Consider the following 21,161-nt stretch of genomic DNA (forward strand, 5'->3'; position numbering starts at 1 on the left):
GCCCACTCAGCGGTTTTTGGCACGAATCCCGCAAAAAAGCAGAGGATCCAATGAGGGTCAATACTGAATAGACACGTTGCTGATCGACGAAACGCATTTTCCTGACCTTTAAGTCAGAAAACCATTGACCGAAAAGTCAGACCTGCTAAATTCGGTTCACGTCGGTTAACAACAATAATGAGTCTGCGAGGCCTTCCGTGATCCAGTTTTTACTTAACCAGGAACTCCGTAGCGAGCACGCCCTGGACCCGAATCTGACCGTGCTCAATTACCTGCGTGAGCACGTCGGCAAATCCGGCACCAAAGAAGGATGCGCCAGCGGTGATTGCGGCGCTTGCACCGTAGTAGTCGGCGAGTTGCAAACGGATGACGCTGGCCGCGAACACATTCGTTATCGCAGCCTCAACTCGTGCCTGACGTTCGTGTCGTCGCTGCACGGCAAGCAACTGATCAGCGTCGAAGACCTCAAGCACCAAGGCGAACTGCACAGCGTGCAGAAAGCCATGGTCGAGTGCCACGGCTCGCAGTGCGGTTTCTGCACCCCCGGTTTCGTCATGTCGTTGTTCGCCCTGCAAAAGAACAGCAATGCACCGGATCATGCCAAAGCCCACGAAGCACTGGCCGGCAACCTCTGCCGTTGCACCGGCTACCGGCCGATCCTCGCCGCTGCCGAACAATCGTGCTGTGGCAAGCAACCGGACCAGTTCGACGCCCGCGAAGCCGAAACCATCGCCCGCCTCAAAGCCATTGCCCCCACCGATATCGGCGAACTCAACAGCGGCGACAAGCGCTGCCTGGTGCCGCTGACCGTGTCCGATCTGGCCGACCTCTACGACGCCTACCCGCAAGCCCGACTGCTGGCCGGCGGCACCGATCTGGCGCTGGAAGTCACGCAGTTCCACCGCACCCTGCCGGTGATGATTTATGTCGGCAATGTCGCAGAAATGAAGCGCATCGAAACCTTCGACGACCGCATCGAAATCGGCGCCGCCACCGCCCTCTCCGACTGCTATGAAGCACTGAACGCCGAGTACCCGGACTTCGGCGAACTGCTGCACCGCTTCGCCTCTCTGCAAATCCGCAATCAGGGCACCCTCGGCGGCAACATCGGCAACGCCTCGCCCATCGGTGACTCACCGCCCCTGCTGATCGCCCTCGGTGCGCAGATCATGCTGTGCAAAGGTGACACCCGGCGCACGTTGAATCTTGAGGACTACTTCATCGACTACCGTGTCACGGCGCGTCAGGAAAGCGAGTTCATCGAGAAGATCATCGTCCCGCGTGCCAGCGCCGAGCAGCTGTTCCGCGCCTACAAAGTGTCGAAACGTCTGGACGACGACATCTCTGCCGTCTGCGCCGCGTTCAACCTGCGCGTCGAAAACGGCGTGATCACTGACGCCCGCGTCGCCTTCGGCGGCATGGCGGCGATCCCGAAACGCGCCGCCCATTGCGAAGCCGTGTTGCTCGGCCAGCCGTTCAACAACGCCGTGGTCGAACGCGCCTGCGCCGCGCTGGCCGAGGACTTCACACCGCTCTCGGATTTCCGCGCCAGCAAGGAATATCGCCTGCTCAGCGCGCAGAACCTGCTGCGCAAATACTTCATCGAACTGCAAACACCGCACATCGAGACTCGGGTGACCGCTTATGTCTAACCATCACGCCGTAGAGAAGACCCAAGCTGAACTGGCTGAACTGTTCGCCAAAGACCTGACCACCGGTGTCGGCCGTAGCGTGAAACACGACAGCGCCGCCAAGCATGTGTCCGGTGAAGCGCAGTACATCGATGATCGCCTGGAATTCCCCAACCAGTTGCACCTGTACGCACGCCTGTCGGACCGCGCCCACGCGAAAATCATCAGCATCGACACCAAGCCTTGCTATGAATTCGAAGGCGTACGCATCGCCATCACCCACCAGGACGTGCCGGGCCTGAAAGACATCGGCCCGCTGATGCCGGGCGATCCGTTGTTGGCCATCGATGATGTGCAGTTCGTCGGTCAACCGGTGCTGGCCGTCGCCGCGAAAGATCTGGAAACCGCGCGCAAAGCGGCAATGGCCGCGATCATCGAATACGAAGACCTGGAGCCGGTGCTGGATGTGGTCGAAGCCCTGCGCAAACGCCACTTCGTGCTCGACAGCCACACCCACCAGCGCGGCGATTCGGCCGGTGCTTTGGCCACTGCCGAACACCGCATTCAAGGCACGCTGCACATCGGCGGCCAGGAACACTTTTACCTGGAGACGCAGATCTCCTCGGTAATGCCGACCGAAGACGGCGGCATGATCGTCTACTGCTCGACGCAGAACCCCACCGAAGTGCAGAAACTGGTCGCCGAAGTGCTCGACGTGTCGATGAACAAAATCGTCGTCGACATGCGTCGCATGGGCGGTGGTTTCGGTGGCAAGGAAACGCAAGCCGCGAGCCCGGCATGCCTGTGCGCGGTGGTCGCGCACCTCACCGGCCAGCCGACCAAGATGCGTCTGCCGCGCGTTGAAGACATGCTGATGACCGGCAAGCGTCACCCGTTCTACGTCGAGTACGACGTCGGCTTCGACAGCACCGGGCGCCTGCACGGGATCAACATGGACCTGGCCGGCAACTGCGGCTGCTCACCGGACCTGTCTGCCTCGATTGTTGACCGGGCGATGTTCCACTCGGACAACTCCTACTACCTGGGCGACGCGACCATCAACGGTCATCGCTGCAAGACCAACACCGCGTCGAACACCGCGTACCGGGGTTTCGGTGGCCCGCAAGGCATGGTTGCCATCGAAGAAGTGATGGATGCGATTGCCCGTCACTTGAACCTCGATCCGCTGGCCGTGCGCAAGGCCAACTACTACGGCAAGACCGAACGCAACGTCACGCACTACTACCAGACCGTCGAGCACAACATGCTCGAAGAAATGACCGCTGAACTGGAAGAAAGCAGCCAGTATCACGAGCGCCGCGAAGCGATCCGTCGCTACAACGCCAACAGCCCGATCCTGAAAAAAGGCCTGGCGCTGACCCCGGTGAAATTCGGTATTTCCTTCACCGCCAGCTTCCTGAACCAGGCCGGTGCGCTGATCCACATCTACACCGACGGCAGCATCCACCTGAACCACGGCGGCACGGAGATGGGCCAGGGTTTGAACACCAAAGTCGCGCAGGTCGTGGCCGAAGTATTCCAGGTCGAAATCGATCGCGTGCAGATCACCGCAACCAACACCGACAAGGTGCCGAACACCTCGCCGACCGCTGCCTCCAGCGGTGCCGACCTCAACGGCAAGGCCGCGCAGAACGCCGCCGAGATCATCAAGCGACGCCTGATCGAATTCGCCGCACGCCAATACAAGGTCAGCGAAGAAGACGTCGAATTCCACAATGGCCATGTGCGTGTGCGCGACCACATCCTGACCTTCGAAGCGCTGATCCAGCAGGCGTATTTCAATCAGGTCTCGCTGTCGAGCACCGGGTTCTACAAGACCCCGAAAATCTACTATGACCGCAGCCAGGCCCGTGGCCGCCCGTTCTACTACTTCGCCTTCGGCGCGGCGTGCTGCGAAGTGATCGTTGACACCCTGACCGGCGAGTACAAGATGCTGCGCACCGACATCCTCCACGACGTCGGCGCCTCGCTGAACCCGTCCATCGACATAGGTCAGGTGGAAGGCGGTTTCGTCCAAGGCATGGGCTGGCTGACCATGGAAGAACTGGTCTGGAACAACAAAGGCAAGCTGATGACCAACGGCCCCGCCAGCTACAAGATCCCGGCCGTGGCGGACATGCCGCTGGACCTGCGGGTGAAACTGGTGGAAAACCGCAAGAACCCGGAAGACACCGTGTTCCACTCCAAGGCTGTGGGCGAGCCGCCGTTCATGCTCGGGATTGCCGCGTGGTGCGCGATCAAGGACGCCGTGGCGAGCCTCGGTGACTACAAGCATCAACCGAAAGTCGATGCACCGGCGACCCCTGAGCGGGTGCTGTGGGGGTGCGAGCAGATGCGCCAGCTCAAGACTGTGAAAGCGGTAGAAACAGAGACCGAGCTGGCTTCGCTCTAGACCGAGGCGCGCCATTCGCGAGCAAGCCCGCTCCCACAGGAAAATGCATTCCAAATGTGAGAGCGGGCTTGCTCGCGAAGACGACTGAACAGACAACACAGATGTCGAGGTGACTATGTACAACTGGATCGACGCCCTCGCCGACCTGCAGAACCAGGGCGAACCCTGCGTTCTGGTGACGATCATCGAAGAACTCGGCTCGACGCCACGCAATGCCGGCTCGAAGATGGTGATCAGCGCGAACCAGAGCTTCGACACCATCGGTGGCGGGCATCTGGAATACAAAGCCATGCAGATCGCCCGCGACATGCTCGCCAGCGGCAAGCAAGACACTCATCTGGAGCGCTTCAGCCTCGGCGCCAGCCTCGGCCAGTGCTGCGGCGGCGCCACCGTGTTGCTGTTCGAACCGATGGGCCAGGTACAGGCGCAGATCGCGGTGTTCGGCGCCGGCCACGTTGGCCGTGCTTTGGTGCCGTTGCTCGCCAGCCTGCCGTGCCGGGTGCGCTGGATCGACTCGCGGGAGGCGGAGTTCCCCGAACAGATCCCCCACGGCGTGCGTAAAATCGTCGCCGAAGAGCCCGTGGATGAAATCGATGACCTGCCCGCCGGCAGCTACTGCATCGTCATGACCCACAACCATCAGCTTGATCTGGAGCTGACCGCCGCAATCCTCAAGCGCAACGACTTCACCTGGTTCGGCCTGATCGGTTCGAAGACCAAACGGGTCAAGTTCGAACATCGCCTGCGTGATCGCGGTTTCGACCCCAGCGTCGTGCAACGCATGCGCTGCCCGATGGGCATCGGCGAAGTCAAAGGCAAACTGCCTGTGGAAATCGCCATCTCCATCGCCGGCGAAATCATCGCCACCTATAACGCCAATTTCGGCCAGCACAGCGCCAGCGCCGAGCCGATTGCCAAACTGCTGCCCGTATCGCGCCGCAGTCAGGCCACCAAACTCAAAGCCTCAAACTGATTAGAGAACCCTCATGCCTCTGACTCGCAAAGCCTACCGCGCCGCCATCCTGCACAGCATCGCCGACCCCGCCGAAGTCGGGATCGAAGCCTCCTACGAATATTTCGAGGACGGCCTGCTGGTGGTCGATGGCGGCAAGATCAGCGCCCTCGGCCACGCCAGCGAACTGCTGCCGACCCTGCCGGCAGACATCGAGATCACCCAGTATCAGGACGCGCTGATCACTTCGGGCTTCATCGACACTCACATCCACCTGCCGCAGACCGGCATGGTCGGTGCCTACGGCGAGCAACTGCTGGACTGGCTCAACACTTACACCTTCCCGTGCGAAAGCCAGTTCGGTGACAAAGCTCACGCCGATGATGTGGCCGATATCTTCATCAAGGAACTGCTGCGCAACGGCACCACCACCGCGCTGGTGTTCGGCAGCGTGCACCCGCAGTCAGTGAACTCGTTCTTCGAGGCGGCCGAGAAGCTTGACCTGCGCATGATCGCCGGCAAGGTGATGATGGATCGCAATGCGCCGGACTACCTGACCGACACCGCCGAATCGAGCTACGTCGAAAGCAAGGCACTGATCGAGCGCTGGCACGGCAAGGGTCGTCTGCACTATGCGGTCACGCCGCGTTTCGCCCCGACCAGTACCCCGGAACAGCTTGGGCTGGCGGGGCAACTGCTGACCGAATACCCCGATCTGTACATGCAGACCCACATCAGCGAGAACCTCAAGGAAATCGAGTGGGTCAAGGAACTGTTCCCGGAGCGCAAGGGCTACCTGGACGTTTACGATCACTACAACTTGCTCGGCGAGCGCTCGGTATTCGCTCATGGCGTACACCTGTGCGATGACGAGTGCGCACGGCTGGCGCAAACCGGCTCGGCGATCTCGTTCTGCCCGACCTCGAACTTCTTCCTCGGCAGCGGCTTGTTCAACCTGCCGATGGCCGAGAAGCACAAGCTGAACGTCGGCCTCGGTACTGACGTCGGCGGCGGCACCAGTTTCTCGCTGCTGCAAACCCTGAACGAAGCCTACAAAGTGATGCAACTGCAAGGTGCGCGCTTGAGTCCGTTCAAGTCGCTGTACCTGGCGACCCTGGGCGGCGCGCGGGCACTGCGCCTGGAAGACAAGATCGGCAATCTGAAACCGGGCAGCGATGCCGACTTCCTGGTGCTGGACTACAACGCCACGCCGTTGCTCAGCTATCGCTTGAAGCAGGCCAACAACATTGCCGAGACGTTGTTTGTGTTGATGACGCTGGGCGACGACCGGACGGTGCAGCAGACGTATGCGGCGGGTGCGCTGGTGCATCAGCGCTGAGTTTTCCCGAGGCAAAAAAATCCCCCGGTGGTGTTTAGCCCCCGGAGGATTTTTGTTGTCGGTCAGCACGCCTTCGCGAGCAAGCCCGCTCCCACAGGGGAATGCAGTCCAAATGTGGGCGCGAGCTTGCTCGCCAAGGGTGCGACTCGGTGTCGGTTAGAGCTTGGCCGCAGGACGCCCCGGCTTCTTGGTCTGCAACAAATGCGAGAACACCGCATGCAGGTCATCCGACGCACTCTCCTCATCGAGGTTGAGCTTGCTGTCGATGTGGTCCATGTGGTGCATCATCAAGTCCACCGCCAGCTCAGCGTTGCGCGCTTCGATGGCGTCGATCAACTGGGTGTGCTCGTCGTAGGAGCAATGCGAGCGGTTGCCGCTTTCGTACTGGGCAATGATCAGCGAAGTCTGCGAAACCAGGCTGCGCTGAAAACTGATCAGCGGAGCATTCTTTGCCGCTTCGGCGAGTTTCAGGTGGAATTCACCCGAAAGACGAATACCGGCGCCGCGATCACCACGGGAGAAGCTGTCGCGCTCGTCATTGACCATCTGACGAAGTTCTGCGATCTGCTCGGCGGTGGCGTGTTGCACCGCCAGTTCAGTGATCGCACGCTCGACCAGACGCCGTGCCATGAACACCTGGCGGGCTTCTTCAACGCTCGGGCTGGCAACCACGGCGCCACGGTTGGGTCGCAACAGCACCACGCCTTCATGGGCCAGACGCGACAGCGCGCGGCGAATGATGGTGCGGCTGACCCCGAAGATCTCCCCCAGCGCTTCTTCGCTCAACTTGGTGCCGGGCGCCAGACGCTGTTCGAGGATGGCCTCGAAGATATGCGCGTAGACAATATCGTCCTGGGTGCCGCTGCGGCCGGCTTTGCCTGCTCGCGGTTGTTTCTTGAGGGGTTGCAACTGTTCGTTCATGGGCACTCGAGTCGGGAGAACTGCGGCGAATAGACCGTGACTGTAATACGGCACAGTAGGTCGCTGGCAAGTATCGCGTAAAAAACAGCGCGATTGTACACAATGGATGGTGGCAACACGACTGTATGGCTGTTTGTGACCTCGGCTGTATTGCAACGATCCGTTACGTTTGAGTTTAGGCTTGTTCGCAGAATCCGCAGCCAGAACACAACTCCCACAGGGGTTCAGGGTAATTGCGCACATCTTCATCTGTATAAGGAACACCGCCGTCATGAACGACGCCACCTACACCCGGCTGCGCCCTCTCGCCGATACTTCGCCATCGGCCATCGTCGCCGGTTTTATCGCGATGATGACCGGCTACACCAGTTCACTGGTGCTGATGTTCCAGGCCGGGCAAGCGGCGGGTTTGAGCAGCGGGCAGATTTCCTCGTGGATCTGGGCGATTTCGATCGGCATGGCGGTGTGCTCGATCGGTCTGTCGCTGCGCTATCGCACGCCCATCACCATCGCCTGGTCGACGCCCGGTGCGGCGCTGCTGATCACCAGCCTTGGCGGTGTCACCTATGGCGAGGCCATTGGCGCCTACATCACCTGCGCCGTGCTGGTGACGATTTGCGGCCTGACCGGCAGCTTCGAACGCCTGGTGAAAAAGATCCCGGCATCGCTGGCGGCGGCGTTGCTGGCGGGGATTCTGTTCAAGATCGGCAGCGAAATCTTCGTCGCCGCGCAACACCGCACCGGGCTGGTGCTGGGGATGTTCTTCACCTATCTAGTGGTCAAGCGCCTGTCGCCACGTTACGCGGTGCTCGCCGCGCTGCTGATCGGCACCGCGCTGTCGGGCTTCATGGGCCTGCTGGATTTCAGCGGTTTCCATCTGGAAGTGGCGACGCCGGTGTGGACCACGCCGCACTTCTCGCTCGCGGCGACCATCAGCATCGGCATCCCGCTGTTCGTGGTGGCGATGACCTCGCAGAACATGCCCGGCATCGCCGTGCTACGCGCCGACGGCTACACCGTCCCGGCCTCGCCACTGATCACCACCACCGGCATCGCCTCGCTGCTGCTGGCGCCGTTCGGTTCCCACGGCATCAACCTCGCGGCCATCAGCGCGGCGATCTGCACCGGGCCGCACGCCCATGAGGATCGCAACAAGCGTTATACCGCCGCAGTCTGGTGCGGAATTTTCTACGGGATTGCCGGCGTATTCGGCGCCACATTGGCGGCGTTGTTTGCGGCACTACCCAAAGAATTGGTGCTGTCGATTGCTGCGCTGGCACTGTTTGGCTCGATCATCAACGGGCTGAGCATCGCCATGAGCGAAGTGAAGGAACGTGAAGCGGCGCTGATCACCTTTATGGTCACGGCGTCGGGGCTGACGCTGTTTTCCATCGGTTCGGCGTTTTGGGGGATTGTGGCGGGGGTGGTGACCTTGCTGATCCTCAACGGGCGCAAAACCCAGGCATAAAAAAACGGCGACCCGAAGGTCGCCGTTTTTTTCAGTATCACTTAGCCGCGTTGATCGGCTTTTCCGGATACCAAACGTCCAGCAGCGGGCTGACGGTCATACCGGTCAGTTCGCTACGGTTTTTCAGCCAGGCTTCAACAGCAGCGCGCTGCTCTTCGTTGACCGAGCCACGCTTCTGCAGGCATACCAGACCGAAGTCGTCGCCGCCAACATAACCCAGACCGTTGGCTTCCATGGCTTCTTTGATGAAGGCTTCGAGGAACGCGTCAATGGCTTCTTCGGACAAGTCTTCTTTGAAGTCCAGGTTCAGTTCGAAACCCAGCTCTTGAAATTCATCAACGCACAGTTTTTTGCGCAGACGCTGGGAACGGTTAGTCGCCATTGGAACAATCCTCTTAAGTAATAACGGCCGGCACTTTACCAGTTTAAAACGTCAATTGCCCGCCTCTGTGGACACAGCGCCCGACCGCCTGTAAAAAAATAACCCGTTGGCCGCCTCCAGCACGGCACAAGCGGTAACACCTTGGGGCATAATGCCGACACTTTCATGACCACTGAGGGCTTTTTCATCCATGTCCTCGCCTTTTTTCCCCTCTTCTGCAGGGTTTTATTTCATATGATCAAATCGTTGCGTCCTCTATTTCTCGCCGGCCTTCTTCTGCCATTGGCCCTGCCTGTTTCTGCTGCCACGATCAATACCGCCCTCACCCCCAACGTCGAAAAAGCGCTCAAGGCCAGCAAGTTGCAGCCCAGCGCTTTGTCGCTGGTGATGGTGCCGCTCGACGGCCCGGGTACCCCGACCGTGTTCAACGCTGACGTATCGGTCAACCCGGCCTCGACCATGAAGCTGGTCACGACTTACGCGGCGCTGGAAATGCTCGGCCCCAACCATCAATGGAAAACCGAGTTCTACACCGACGGCGACCTGAGCGGCGGCATCCTCAATGGCAACCTGTACCTCAAGGGCGGCGGCGATCCCAAGCTGAACATGGAAAAACTCTGGCTGCTGATGCGCGACTTGCGCGCCAACGGCGTGACCCAGATCACTGGTGATCTGGTGCTGGACCGCAACTTCTTCGTGCAGCCGCAACTGCCGGAATTCAACGATGACGGCAACGATCAGAACAAGCCGTTTCTGGTCAAGCCCGATTCGCTGCTGGTCAACCTCAAGGCCTTGCGCTTCGTGGCGCGCAATGACGGTGGCCGGGTGCTGATCTCGGTGGAACCGCCGATTGCCAGCATCCACATCGAAAACACCGTCAAAGCCCTCAATTCCAAGCAATGCACCGGCGGTGTGCGTTACAACCCGGTGCCGCAGGCTGATGGCAGCGTGACCGTGACCGTCGCCGGCCAATTGGGTGACGGTTGCAGCTCGCAGACTTACCTGTCGCTGCTCGACCATGCGACTTACACCGCCGGCGCCGTTCGGGCGATCTGGAAAGAACTGGGTGGCAGCATTCAGGGCAAGAATCGCCTGGCGTCCACCCCAAGCAACGCCAAACTGCTGGCTCGCGCTTATTCGCCGGACCTGGCGGAAATCATCCGCGACATCAATAAATACAGTAACAACACCATGGCCCAGCAACTGTTCCTGAGCCTGGGCCAGAAGTACCGCAACGACGCCGACGGTGACGATGCCAAAGCCGCTCAGCGCGTGGTGCGTCAGTGGCTGGCAAAGAAAGGCATTACCGCGCCGCACCTGGTGATGGAGAACGGCTCTGGTCTGTCCCGTGCCGAACGGGTCAGCGCCCGTGAAATGGCGAACATGCTACAAGCGGCCTGGCATAGCCCGTACGCCGCCGAGTACATCAGCTCGCTGCCGATCGCCGGTACCGACGGCACCATGCGTAAACGTCTGAAGACCACCGCCATGCGCGGCGAAGCCCACATCAAGACCGGCACTCTGAACACTGTGCGGGCGATTGCCGGCTTCAGCCGCGACGTCAACGGCAACACCTGGGCGGTGGTGGCGATCCTCAACGACAAAGCGCCGTTTGGTGCGTCGTCGGTGCTGGATCAGGTGCTGCTGGATCTGTATCGCCAGCCGAAAACGGCGCAGACCGCTTCCGTGCTGTAAGCACACTGCCGAACCTGTGGGCGCAGGCTTGCCCGCGAAGACGTCAGTTCAGCCAGAACGCTATTGACTGACATTGCGCCTTCACGAGCAAGCCCGCTCCCACTGGGGATTAGCGCCCACAGGTTTAATTCATCTGCCGCTCGACACGATCCCGTCCGCCCTGCTTCGCCGCGTAAACCCCTGAATCCGCGCGCAGCAATAGCGAATCAGCCCCCTCTCCCGGTCGCCAACTGGCGATACCGAAACTCGCGGTGACCACACCAACCACATCCACCGGCGCGCTGCGAAGGCCCTGCCACAACTTCACGGCCAACCTGTACGCGTGTTCACCGTCGATGTCCGGACACAGCACCATGAACTCCTCACCACCCAAGCGGCAAAACACATCCGTACGCCGCAACCGGTGGCCAATACGCTCGCACACGGCTTGAAGCACCCGATCACCCACCGCGTGACCATACTGGTCGTTGATGCGCTTGAAATGATCGATGTCGAGCATGATCACCGACAGCTCGCCACCACCCCGCTCAACCCGAGCCATTTCGCTGGTCAGTCGTTCCTGGAAGTAGCGACGGTTGTGAATGCCGGTCAACGAATCTGTCACCGACAGTGCTCGCAGTTCCTCCTGCACTCGCTTGAGGTCGGAAATGTCTGAAATGTAGCCGTGCCACAGCACGCCCCCGCCCGGCAGCTCTTCGGGCGTCGCTTCACCGCGAACCCAGCGCACGCCGCGCTCGGGTAGCTGCACGCGGTACTCCTCGCGCCATGGGCTGAGGTTTTCAGCCGATGCACGAATCGATTTGCGCACGCGGGTGATGTCCTGCGGGTGGATGCGAGAAAAGATCGCCTCGGCGTCGAGCAACAGCACGTCCGGCTCAAGTTCGTAGATTTCCCGGATGCCGTCGCTGGCGTAGATCACGCTGAAACGCCCACCGAACTCCATTTTGAATTGATAGATGCCGCCCGGGACATGGGCACTGAGCTTCTTTAACAACACGTCCCGCGCCGCCAGTGCCTCGTGCACCCGCTTGCGTTCGGTGATGTCGATGCAGATCGCCAGATGCCCGACCCAAAGGCCTTGCTCATCGAGAACCGGTGTTGCGAGCATGTTCACCGGCAAATGACTGCCGTCGTGGCGTACCAGCGTCCATTCACGCGCTTCGTGACCGCCCACTTCTCCCCCCTCGACCAACATCGCCTGACAGGTCGGAATGGTCTTGCCATAGCGCGCGCTCAACTCGGCAGAGCGCGCCGTCAACTCACGCGAAAGGTGCAGGTTTTCCAGGGTCATGTGGCCGACGACATCGGCGCTGCTGTAGCCCAGCATCTGTTCCGCACCCGGGTTGAAAGTGTTGATCACGCCGCGCAAATCAGTGGCGATAATCGCTACTTGCGTGGCGGCATTCAGCACGCCACGCAACTGGCCGTGGGCGCCGCGCAGCTCCTGCTCGCGGGCATGCAGTTCCCGGGTGCGTTGCTCGACCAGGCGCAGGGCTCGTTGACGCTGACTGACCAGTACGTAGAGCAAGGCACTGAGCAAAAGACTGAGCATCGCCCCCAGTACCACCAGGCTGCTGATGGAGGAGTGATTGGCCTGCAGGAACGCTTCGCTGGGCTGCATTTCAACCTGATAGTCGTGGTCAGCCAGGCGCAACAGCCGGGTCGATTCCAGATCGCTCGCCCCGGGTTTGTTCGCCGATTCGTACAGCACCTCGTGTTGCTCGGCGGTGGAGAGGTCGAGAATGCGCACCGTCAGGAAATCATGGTTTTCTTCAGGCAACCCGTCCGCGAGCAACTGACGCATGCTGATCACCGCCATGACGTAGCCTTGCGGCATTGCGCCCGGCGCGCCTGCGCGGTTGACCGGCGCCAGCAGCAATACTCCCCGCGCATAGGCCGGCTCGATGCTGACCAGATGCAACGGTTGCGAGACGGCCATACGGCCGGTGTGATCGGCGCGCTCCAGCGTTGCACGGCGCAGCGGCTGCGCCAGCAGGTCATAACCCAACGGGGCCGGCAAGCGACTCTGAGTCTGGGTGTAGAGCACCGGCACGTACTCGGCGCGATCCCCCGCCACTTGCAACTGGCCGTCGGCGCTCAGTTCGCGAAAGGTAAAGGTGCTCAAGCCCTCGTCACGGACCGCCTGCTCCAGCGCAAGTCGCTGTGCACGCGGCACGCGAGGGGCATAGGAATAGGCTTGAGTGCGCAACAGCAGGGGTTTGGCATAACCATCGAACTCGGCGCGGGACACCGATTGGGAGTTGACGAAGAAGCGGCGCAAGCCGTCCAGGCGCTGTTCCTGATCCTGAAAGCGCTCTTCGATGCGGCTGTAGCGTTCATTGGCCAGCAGTTGAAAACGCTGATGCAATTGTTGCTGCAACTGATTGAGGGTCGCCCAGGCGAGCAGCCCCGTGAGAATCCCGCCGGCGAGCAATACCAGCATCGCGACCAGCCAGGCCGAGACGTCTTCGCTGATAAAACCCAGAATCTTCGGGCGCACGGGGTGCAACGACATAAGGGCCACTCACTACGCCACTATTACGGAAAACGCCATTGGCCATGAGTGAGTTATAGCTATTAGCCACTAATTTGGCTAGCACTGAGAGAATCCAAGAGCCTTTAAAAATCAAGGCTCTGTGGATCCAATCTTTCCAAGCGTCAACGAGCAGTGATTTTCCAGGCGCGGTGAATCTTGGTGTTACGGGCGAAATCCGGATCAAGGGTCTGCGCGCTGATTTCCTCGACCGCATAACGCTCGGTCAAATTCTCCTCCAACTCGAACTTGCGGAAGTTGTTGGAGAAGTACAGCACGCCCCCCGGCGCCAGGCGAGCCATGGCCAGGTCGATCAACTGCACCTGATCACGCTGCACGTCGAAAATCCCTTCCATGCGCTTGGAGTTGGAGAAAGTCGGTGGATCGATGAAGATCAGGTCGTACTCGTCCCGGCAGTTCTCCAGCCACGCCATCACATCGCCCTGCTCCAGACGGTTCTTGTCCGAGTAGCCGTTCAGCGACAGGTTACGGCGCGCCCAATCGAGGTAAGTCTTCGACAGGTCAACGCTGGTGGTGCTGCGTGCACCGCCCTTGGCCGCGTGGACGCTGGCCGTCGCGGTGTAGCAGAACAGATTGAGGAAGCGCTTGCCGGCGGCCTCTTTCTGAATGCGCATGCGGATCGGCCGGTGGTCGAGGAACAGACCGGTGTCGAGGTAGTCGGTGAGGTTGACCAGCAACTTCACGCCGCCCTCGCTGACTTCGTTGAACTTGCCCTGTGCGCTCTGGCGCTCGTACTGCTTGGTGCCGCTCTGGCGTTCGCGGCGCTTGACCACCACGCGGTTCTTGTCGACGTTCAGCGCCTGCGGAATCGCCGCCAGGGCATCGAACATGCGGGCCGAGGCCTTTTCCGGGTCGATGGACTTCGGCGCCGCGTATTCCTGTACATGCACCCAATCGTGGTACAGGTCGATGGCCATCGAATACTCAGGCATGTCGGCATCGTAGACGCGGTAGCAATCAATGCCTTCGCGCTTGACCCACTTGCTCATGGCCTTGAGGTTTTTTTGCAGACGGTTGGCAAACATCTGCCCGCCTTCGCTCAAGCGCGGCTGCTCGATCACTGGCGCAGGGGCTGGCGTCGGTTTGATCGGATTGCCGTTCTTGTTGAATTTGCGCTCTTGTGGCTCGTCCGGGGTTTGATCGTAAGCGGCTTGCTCACGCTCGGCCTGACGCTGTTCCGGTGTGCGACGCTCACCGGTGACAAACTGATCCGGCAGCACTTTGATCAACAGCAGCTTGCACGGCAGCGCACCGTTCCAGAACGAATACTGCTTGTGGCTGCGAATGCCCATGCGCTTGCCCAGATCCGGCGCGCCGGTGAACACCGCCGCTTCCCAGTTCAGGCAGGCCTGACGCAGGCGCTCGCCGAGGTTCTGGTAGAGGTAAAGCAGGCTGGCTTCGTCACCCAGACGCTCGCCGTACGGCGGGTTGCAGATCACCAGACCTTTCTGGTTCTGATCCGGACGCGGCTCGAACGTCGCGACTTCGCCCTGGTAGATCTTGATCCACTCGCTTAAACCCGCACGTTCAACGTTGTTGCGGCCCGGTTGAATCAGGCGCGGGTCCGCTTCGTAACCGCGAATCCACAGCGGCGTCTTGGCCAGACCGGCAGCGGCACGCTGGGAAGCTTCTTCGTAGAGTTTCTTCCACAGCGCCGGGACGTGACCGAGCCAAGCGGTGAAGCCCCACTGTTCACGACGCAGGTTCGGCGCCATATCGGCGGCGATCATGCCGGCTTCGACGAGGAACGTACCGACACCGCACATCGGGTCAGCCAGCGCGCCGCCTTCAGCCGCAATGCGCGGCCAACCGGAACGGATCAGAATCGCCGCCGCGAGGTTTTCCTTCAACGGCGCCGCGCCCTGCTGCAAGCGATAGCCGCGCTGGTGCAGGCTGTGGCCGGAAAGGTCGAGGGACAGAATGGCTTCGCCGCGATCCAGACGCAGGTGAATGCGCAGATCCGGGTTCAGCTTGTCGATGCTCGGGCGATCGCCCTGCGGGGTACGCAGTTTGTCGACAATGGCGTCTTTGACTTTCAAGGCGCCGAAGTGGGTGTTGTCGATACCCGAGCCGTGTCCACTGAATTCAACGGCCAGGGTGCCGTCGCTGAGCATGTGGTCCTGCCACTCGACGTCGAGCACGCCGTGGTACAGGTCTTCAGCGTCTTTCATCGGAAAACGCTTGAGCACCAGCAGCACACGGTTGGCCAGACGCGACCAGAGGCACAGGCGATAAGCGGTTTCCATGGTCGCCATGCCACGCACGGCGGACGTGTGCTCGCGGGCTTCTTCAAGGCCAAGCCCGACGGCTTCCTCGATGAGCAGGCCTTCAAGGCCTTTGGGGCAAGTGAGGAAGAGTTCGAAACGATCGGACATGGTTTTTCCAGAGCCTTTGGCTAGTGAATCGGCAACGCATTGCCGATCCGGTTTTCAATCAGGCGCTTTTCTAAAAGAACGCCCGCGTGGCACGAAGGTGTGCCATTCCATCCCCGCTGCTCGGGTTAAAAGAGCTTAGATGCAAGGACAGATAAAAACGTGGTGAAACAAATTGCCGTAAAACGACCCTTCGTCGAATAGTACCTGACGCTAAACGTGGGTCATTCTCACTAAACAATTAACCCCATCATCCAGCGCGGAGCCGATCATACCGGGGTTTGCCTAAAGAACACCCATAAAACCCGTCGGTACTTATGGCAATAGCACTATTTTTGTTACGTGCTTATGACAAAACGATCATTCCATCGGTGTGACTCATTGGTTAGAACTGAGCACAGGTTGACGTTGAAACGGCGTCAACACCTTGGCTCGCCACGCCGGCAGCGAGCCGCCAACGGCAGGAGATTTCTGCCAGACCTCGATTGAGGTCAACGCGTCAAGAACAGTCAACAAGTGAGGGAAACACCCTATGAGAAGACTTAAGCGTGATCCGTTGGAAAGAGCATTTTTGCGCGGATATCAATATGGCGTTGGTGGAAAATCCCGTGAGCTTTGCCCATTTACTATACCGTCGGTACGCCAAGCCTGGATCAACGGCTGGCGAGAAGGACGCGGCGACAACTGGGACGGTATGACCGGCACTGCGGGAATCCACAGACTCAACGAACTTCACGCCGTCGGCTGACACAGGGCATTTACTACGACACGACAATCTGAATGTTTAACGCATTAACCACGCACGTCCTTCCCGGACGGCGGGCTGCGGCCCAGGGGCTCCTTCGAGGAGCCCTTTTTTATGCCTGAATGATCATTTTTTGTGCTGGATCACATAACCTGCGAAATCAGCGCAGGGCAGCGATGGCGTCGACCGATTCACGAATCAACGCCGGGCCTTTATAGATGAAGCCAGAATAAATCTGCACCAGGCTCGCACCGGCCGTGATCTTCTCAGCCGCATGTTTGCCTTGCGTGATACCGCCTGCGGCAATGATCGGCAAACGACCACCCAACTCACCCGCCAGCACCTTCACCGTGTGCGTGCTCTTGTCTCGCACCGGCGCGCCCGACAGACCACCCGCCTCATCACCATGCTCCATGCCTTCAACACCCACACGGCTCAGGGTGGTATTGGTCGCAATCACCGCGTCCATCCCGGTTTCGATCAACGCTTGCGCGACCTGCGCAGTTTCTTCGTCAGTCATGTCCGGAGCGATCTTGATCGCCAGCGGCACATGTTTGCCATGACGCAACGCCAGTTCGGCGCGGCGCGTGGCCAGGTCAGCCAGCAACTGTTTGAGCGAATCACCGAACTGTAAACTGCGCAGACCCGGGGTGTTCGGCGAGCTGACGTTGACCGTGATGTAGCTGGCGTGGGCGTAGACTTTGTCCAGGCAGATCAGATAATCGTCCACGGCACGCTCGACCGGGGTGTCGAAGTTCTTGCCAATGTTGATGCCCAGCACGCCTTTGTATTTGGCCGCTGCGACGCGCGCCAGCAGGTTATCGACACCGAGGTTGTTGAAGCCCATGCGATTGATGATCGCCTCGGCTTCCGGCAGGCGGAAAATCCGTGGTTTCGGGTTGCCTGGCTGTGGGCGTGGAGTCACGGTGCCGATTTCGACAAAACCGAAACCCAGTTGCGCGAAGCCGTCGATGGCCGCGCCGTTCTTGTCCAGACCGGCCGCCAGACCCACCGGGTTCGGGAACTCCAGCCCCATGACCGTCACCGGCATCTTCGCCGGTGCCTTGCACAGCAAGCCATTGAGGCCCAAACGCCCACCCGCGCCGATCAGATCCAGCGACAGATCGTGGGAGGTTTCCGGGGAAAGTTTGAACAACAGCTGACGGGCCAGGGAATACATGGGCGGCGATGACTCGGGCGGCGAAAAGAGGCGGCGATTATAGCCGTGCATCGACCTGCCGCGCGAGGCGCACACGCAAATCGTGGCGACTGGCATATGCCTTGCACTTTCATCGTCATCAGCTCACAGGCCAACGGCGGCGTGCGGGCAATGACAATGGCGTCGTCCTCGGGTTTTGCCTGCGCAAAGCCTGGGACGGCGTTTTTTTTGAAGGCGGCTTTTGCAGGTGCACTCGATGAATGAACCCTCCGTCGGGCCGCTGGCCTGGGTCAACGGCAGTGATGCCCCGGAAAAAAGCGCAATCAACCTGGGTTTCATGGCCCTGAGCGATTGCGCCTCCGTGGTCGTCGCCGCCACTCAGGGCTTTGCCCAACCTTATGGGCTGACCCTGAACCTGAAACGCCAGACGTCGTGGGCCAATTTGCGCGACAAACTGGTCAGCGGCGAACTCGACGCCGCCCACAGCCTCTACGGGCTGATTTACGCGGTGCACCTGGGCATCGGCGGTGTTGCTTCGACCGACATGGCAGTGCTGATGGGCCTGAATCAGAACGGCCAAAGTCTCAACCTGTCCCACGGTCTGCAAAACCTCGGCGTGACCAGTCCTGAAGCACTGGATCGTCATGCGCACCAAAGCCGCGCAAAACTGACCTTCGCCCAGACGTTCCCCACCGGCACTCACGCGATGTGGCTTTATTACTGGCTGGCGAGCCAGGGCATTCATCCGTTGCAGGATGTTGAGAGCGTGGTGGTGCCGCCACCGCAAATGGTCGCGCACCTGCAAGCCGGGCGCATCGATGGTTTTTGCGTCGGGGAGCCGTGGGCAGCCAGCGCGGTACAGCAGGATCTTGGTTTTACATTGGCCACCAGCCAGACCATCTGGCCCGATCACCCGGAGAAGGTTCTCGGCTGCACCCGTGCCTTTGTCGAGCAATACCCCAACACCGCGCGGGCGTTGGTGATGGCGATCCTTGAAGCCAGTCGTTTTATCGAACAAAGCCCGCAGAATCGCCGCAGCACTGCGCAGTTGCTCAGCGCGCCGCAATACCTGGACGCGCCGATGTCGTGTATCGAACCGCGCTTTCTCGGTGACTATGCCGACGGCTTGGGCAATCGCTGGCAAGATCCTCACGGCTTGCGCTTTCACGGCAAGGGCGAAGTCAATTTGCCGTACCTGTCCGACGGCATGTGGTTCATGACTCAGTTCCGCCGCTGGGGGTTGCTGCGCGAAGATCCGGATTACCTCGCCGTCGCCCGCCAGGTTCAGCAACTCGACATCTACCGTGAAGCCGCGACCGCCGTGGGCGTTGCCGCGTGGGCTACGGACATGCGCAGCAGCGAGTTGCTCGACGGCAAAGTCTGGGACGGCAGCGATCCGGCCGGTTACGCCCGCAGTTTCAAGCTGCACGCCCTGGGCGACGACGCTCCCCTTCTCGCCCGACGCTGACAGGAGACCGTGAACATGTTGCGTATTCTGCTGATCAACGACACGGCGAAAAAAGTCGGACGTCTGAAAACCGCGCTGACCGAGGCGGGTTTCGAGGTAATCGACGAGTCCGGCCTGACCATCGATCTGCCCGCGCGCGTCGAAACAGTGCGCCCGGACGTGATTCTGATCGATACCGAGTCACCCAGTCGCGATGTCATGGAGCAAGTGGTACTGGTCAGCCGCGACCAGCCAAGGCCGATTGTGATGTTCACCGACGAACATGACCCCAGCGTGATGCGTCAGGCGATCAAGTCCGGGGTCAGTGCCTACATCGTCGAAGGTATTCACGCACAACGGTTACAGCCGATTCTTGATGTGGCCATGGCCCGCTTCGAGAGCGATCAGGCCTTGCGCGCGCAACTTCAGGCCCGCGACCAGCAACTGGCAGAACGCAAGCGCATCGAACTGGCCAAGGGTTTGTTGATGAAGATGAAGGACTGCAACGAGGAAGAGGCCTACACCCTGATGCGCCGCCAGGCCATGAGCCGCCAGCAGAAGCTGATTCAGGTGGCGGAGCAGATCATTGCCATGAGTGAGTTGCTGGGCTGAAACCGATATCGCGAGCGGGCGTACCTTGATCTCAACCTGTTGGCACAAATCTGGCTAGGCATTCAACACAGGTAACCAACGGCGGTTGCCCCACCCTCGACAAAGACGTCGCTCACCCGTTCGCCCCTCCCGGCGAGTCAGGTAGCGGCGTTTTTTCGTTTTGGCCCCACAGACCGGGGCCGGTGGTGCGGCCGTGGCGGCGCCCCACCTGCTGTGCATGACTCCTTTCGAGACTCTTTTCAGCTGAGGTGCGCGATGAATTCAAGCTTCTGGAAATCCGGCCATACCCCGACCCTGTTCGCAGCCTTCCTCTATTTCGACCTGAGCTTCATGGTCTGGTACCTGCTCGGCCCGTTGGCGGTGCAGATCGCCGGCGACCTGCACCTGACCACTCAACAACGCGGCCTCGTCGTCGCCACACCGATCCTCGCTGGCGCCGTACTGCGCTTTGTGATGGGCATGCTCGCCGATCGCCTGTCACCAAAAACTGCCGGAATGATCGGCCAGGTCATCGTGATCTGTGCACTGTTCGGCGCCTGGAAACTTGGCATTCATAGCTACGAACAGGCGTTGATACTGGGCCTGTTCCTCGGTATGGCCGGCGCGTCGTTTGCCGTGGCCCTGCCATTGGCGTCGCAGTGGTATCCGCCGCAGCATCAGGGCAAAGCCATGGGCATTGCCGGTGCGGGTAACTCCGGCACCGTGTTCGCGGCACTGATCGCCCCGGTACTGGCTGCATCCTTCGGCTGGAGCAACGTCTTCGGTTTCGCCCTTATTCCGTTGATCCTGACACTGGTGCTGTTCACCTTGCTGGCGAAAAACGCCCCCCAGCGGCCAAAACCCAAAGCCATGGCTGACTACTTCAAAGCCCTTGGCGACCGTGACAGTTGGTGGTTCATGTTTTTCTACAGCGTCACCTTCGGTGGTTTCATCGGCCTGGCGAGCGCCCTGCCCGGCTACTTCAACGATCAGTACGGTTTGAGCCCGGTGACCGCCGGTTACTACACCGCGGCCTGTGTGTTCGGTGGCAGTTTGATGCGGCCACTGGGCGGCGCCCTGGCTGATCGTTTCGGCGGCATCCGTACCTTGCTGGCGATGTACACCGTCGCGGCTATTTGCATCGCGGTTGTTGGTTTCAACCTGCCAAGTTCCTACGCGGCGCTGGCGCTTTTCGTCTGCACCATGCTTGGTTTAGGGGCAGGCAATGGTGCGGTTTTCCAACTGGTCCCCCAGCGTTTTCGTCTGGAAATCGGCGTCATGACCGGGCTGATCGGCATGGCCGGCGGTATCGGCGGTTTTGCGTTGGCGGCGGGCATGGGTGCGATCAAACAGAGCACCGGCAGCTATCAATTGGCGCTGTGGTTGTTCGCCAGTCTTGGCGTGCTGGCGTGGTTTGGTCTGCACGGGGTCAAGCGTCGCTGGAGAACCACCTGGGGGTCGGCGGCGGTGACGGCGGCGCGGGTCTGAAGAG

The 21,161-nt window shown here is 60.4% G+C and carries 16 protein-coding genes; 10 read left to right on the plus strand and 6 right to left on the minus strand.

Annotated features, from left to right (window positions below; translation table 11 throughout):
• The first annotated feature begins 197 nt into the window (after nt 1-197).
• The 4 genes from xdhA (at nt 198) to guaD (ending at nt 6,335) form a co-directional block, all read left to right on the plus strand.
• Nucleotides 198-1,652: a xanthine dehydrogenase small subunit gene (gene xdhA / locus ACIOWA_RS14090; protein WP_401160333.1), complete on the plus strand. Its 1,455-nt coding sequence runs from the start codon at nt 198-200 to the stop codon at nt 1,650-1,652.
• Nucleotides 1,645-4,044, plus strand: a complete 2,400-nt coding sequence (gene xdhB / locus ACIOWA_RS14095) for a xanthine dehydrogenase molybdopterin binding subunit (RefSeq protein ID WP_339432458.1) — start codon at nt 1,645-1,647, stop codon at nt 4,042-4,044. Before xdhA ends, xdhB begins: the two co-directional genes overlap by 8 nt.
• 115 nt (nt 4,045-4,159) lie before the next feature.
• Nucleotides 4,160-5,017 carry a xanthine dehydrogenase accessory protein XdhC gene (gene xdhC, locus ACIOWA_RS14100; RefSeq protein WP_339432459.1) on the plus strand — a complete coding sequence of 286 codons (858 nt, stop codon included), beginning with the start codon at nt 4,160-4,162 and terminating at the stop codon, nt 5,015-5,017.
• Nucleotides 5,018-5,030: 13 nt separating this feature from the next.
• The gene (guaD, locus tag ACIOWA_RS14105; RefSeq protein WP_401160336.1) at nt 5,031-6,335 is read left to right on the plus strand and encodes a guanine deaminase; all 1,305 of its coding nucleotides are present in this window, start codon (nt 5,031-5,033) and stop codon (nt 6,333-6,335) included.
• Nucleotides 6,336-6,491: 156 nt separating this feature from the next.
• Here guaD and ACIOWA_RS14110 read toward each other — a convergent pair whose 3' ends face one another.
• Nucleotides 6,492-7,256 carry a GntR family transcriptional regulator gene (locus ACIOWA_RS14110; RefSeq protein WP_008146364.1) on the minus strand — a complete coding sequence of 255 codons (765 nt, stop codon included), beginning with the start codon at nt 7,254-7,256 and terminating at the stop codon, nt 6,492-6,494.
• A 271-nt stretch (nt 7,257-7,527) separates the two neighbouring features.
• Between ACIOWA_RS14110 and ACIOWA_RS14115 the strand changes: the two genes are divergently transcribed.
• Nucleotides 7,528-8,724, plus strand: a complete 1,197-nt coding sequence (locus tag ACIOWA_RS14115) for a benzoate/H(+) symporter BenE family transporter (protein WP_339432461.1) — start codon at nt 7,528-7,530, stop codon at nt 8,722-8,724.
• A 37-nt stretch (nt 8,725-8,761) separates the two neighbouring features.
• Here ACIOWA_RS14115 and ACIOWA_RS14120 read toward each other — a convergent pair whose 3' ends face one another.
• Entirely contained in the window at nt 8,762-9,106 is a 345-nt protein-coding gene (locus ACIOWA_RS14120; protein WP_003223308.1) for a YggL family protein, read from the minus strand.
• Nucleotides 9,107-9,157: 51 nt separating this feature from the next.
• Complete coding sequence (locus tag ACIOWA_RS14125; RefSeq protein WP_339432462.1) at nt 9,158-9,298, minus strand: hypothetical protein; 141 nt, start codon at nt 9,296-9,298, stop codon at nt 9,158-9,160.
• 42 nt (nt 9,299-9,340) lie between these two features.
• Here ACIOWA_RS14125 and dacB point away from each other — a divergent pair, with 42 nt between their 5' ends.
• Complete coding sequence (gene dacB, locus ACIOWA_RS14130; protein ID WP_339432463.1) at nt 9,341-10,801, plus strand: D-alanyl-D-alanine carboxypeptidase/D-alanyl-D-alanine-endopeptidase; 1,461 nt, start codon at nt 9,341-9,343, stop codon at nt 10,799-10,801.
• A gap of 124 nt (nt 10,802-10,925) precedes the next feature.
• On the opposite strand, the gene ACIOWA_RS14135 is transcribed toward dacB, so the two are convergent.
• Together ACIOWA_RS14135 and rlmKL are read right to left on the minus strand one after the other, a co-directional pair.
• A complete protein-coding gene (locus tag ACIOWA_RS14135) occupies nt 10,926-13,316 on the minus strand; it encodes a diguanylate cyclase (RefSeq protein ID WP_401160339.1) in 2,391 nt (796 codons plus the stop codon).
• A gap of 143 nt (nt 13,317-13,459) precedes the next feature.
• Entirely contained in the window at nt 13,460-15,730 is a 2,271-nt protein-coding gene (rlmKL, locus tag ACIOWA_RS14140; RefSeq protein WP_401160341.1) for a bifunctional 23S rRNA (guanine(2069)-N(7))-methyltransferase RlmK/23S rRNA (guanine(2445)-N(2))-methyltransferase RlmL, read from the minus strand.
• 529 nt (nt 15,731-16,259) lie between these two features.
• On the opposite strand from rlmKL, the gene rmf reads away from it, so the two are divergent.
• Complete coding sequence (gene rmf / locus ACIOWA_RS14145; protein ID WP_401160343.1) at nt 16,260-16,475, plus strand: ribosome modulation factor; 216 nt, start codon at nt 16,260-16,262, stop codon at nt 16,473-16,475.
• A 157-nt stretch (nt 16,476-16,632) separates the two neighbouring features.
• On the opposite strand, the gene ACIOWA_RS14150 is transcribed toward rmf, so the two are convergent.
• Nucleotides 16,633-17,652 (minus strand): quinone-dependent dihydroorotate dehydrogenase, encoded by a 1,020-nt coding sequence (locus ACIOWA_RS14150; RefSeq protein ID WP_339432466.1) that lies wholly within the window; start codon nt 17,650-17,652, stop codon nt 16,633-16,635.
• 235 nt (nt 17,653-17,887) lie between these two features.
• Between ACIOWA_RS14150 and ACIOWA_RS14155 the strand changes: the two genes are divergently transcribed.
• From ACIOWA_RS14155 to ACIOWA_RS14165, 3 genes are all read left to right on the plus strand, one after another.
• Nucleotides 17,888-19,099 (plus strand): CmpA/NrtA family ABC transporter substrate-binding protein, encoded by a 1,212-nt coding sequence (locus ACIOWA_RS14155; protein ID WP_401160345.1) that lies wholly within the window; start codon nt 17,888-17,890, stop codon nt 19,097-19,099.
• 15 nt (nt 19,100-19,114) lie between these two features.
• Nucleotides 19,115-19,690 (plus strand): ANTAR domain-containing protein, encoded by a 576-nt coding sequence (locus ACIOWA_RS14160; protein ID WP_339432468.1) that lies wholly within the window; start codon nt 19,115-19,117, stop codon nt 19,688-19,690.
• A 255-nt stretch (nt 19,691-19,945) separates the two neighbouring features.
• The gene (locus tag ACIOWA_RS14165; protein WP_339432469.1) at nt 19,946-21,157 is read left to right on the plus strand and encodes a nitrate/nitrite transporter; all 1,212 of its coding nucleotides are present in this window, start codon (nt 19,946-19,948) and stop codon (nt 21,155-21,157) included.
• The last annotated feature ends 4 nt before the right edge of the window (nt 21,158-21,161 follow it).

The sequence above is a fragment of the Pseudomonas sp. NPDC087614 genome (genome assembly GCF_044743485.1).
Classification (GTDB): Bacteria; Pseudomonadota; Gammaproteobacteria; order Pseudomonadales; family Pseudomonadaceae; genus Aquipseudomonas; species Aquipseudomonas baetica_A.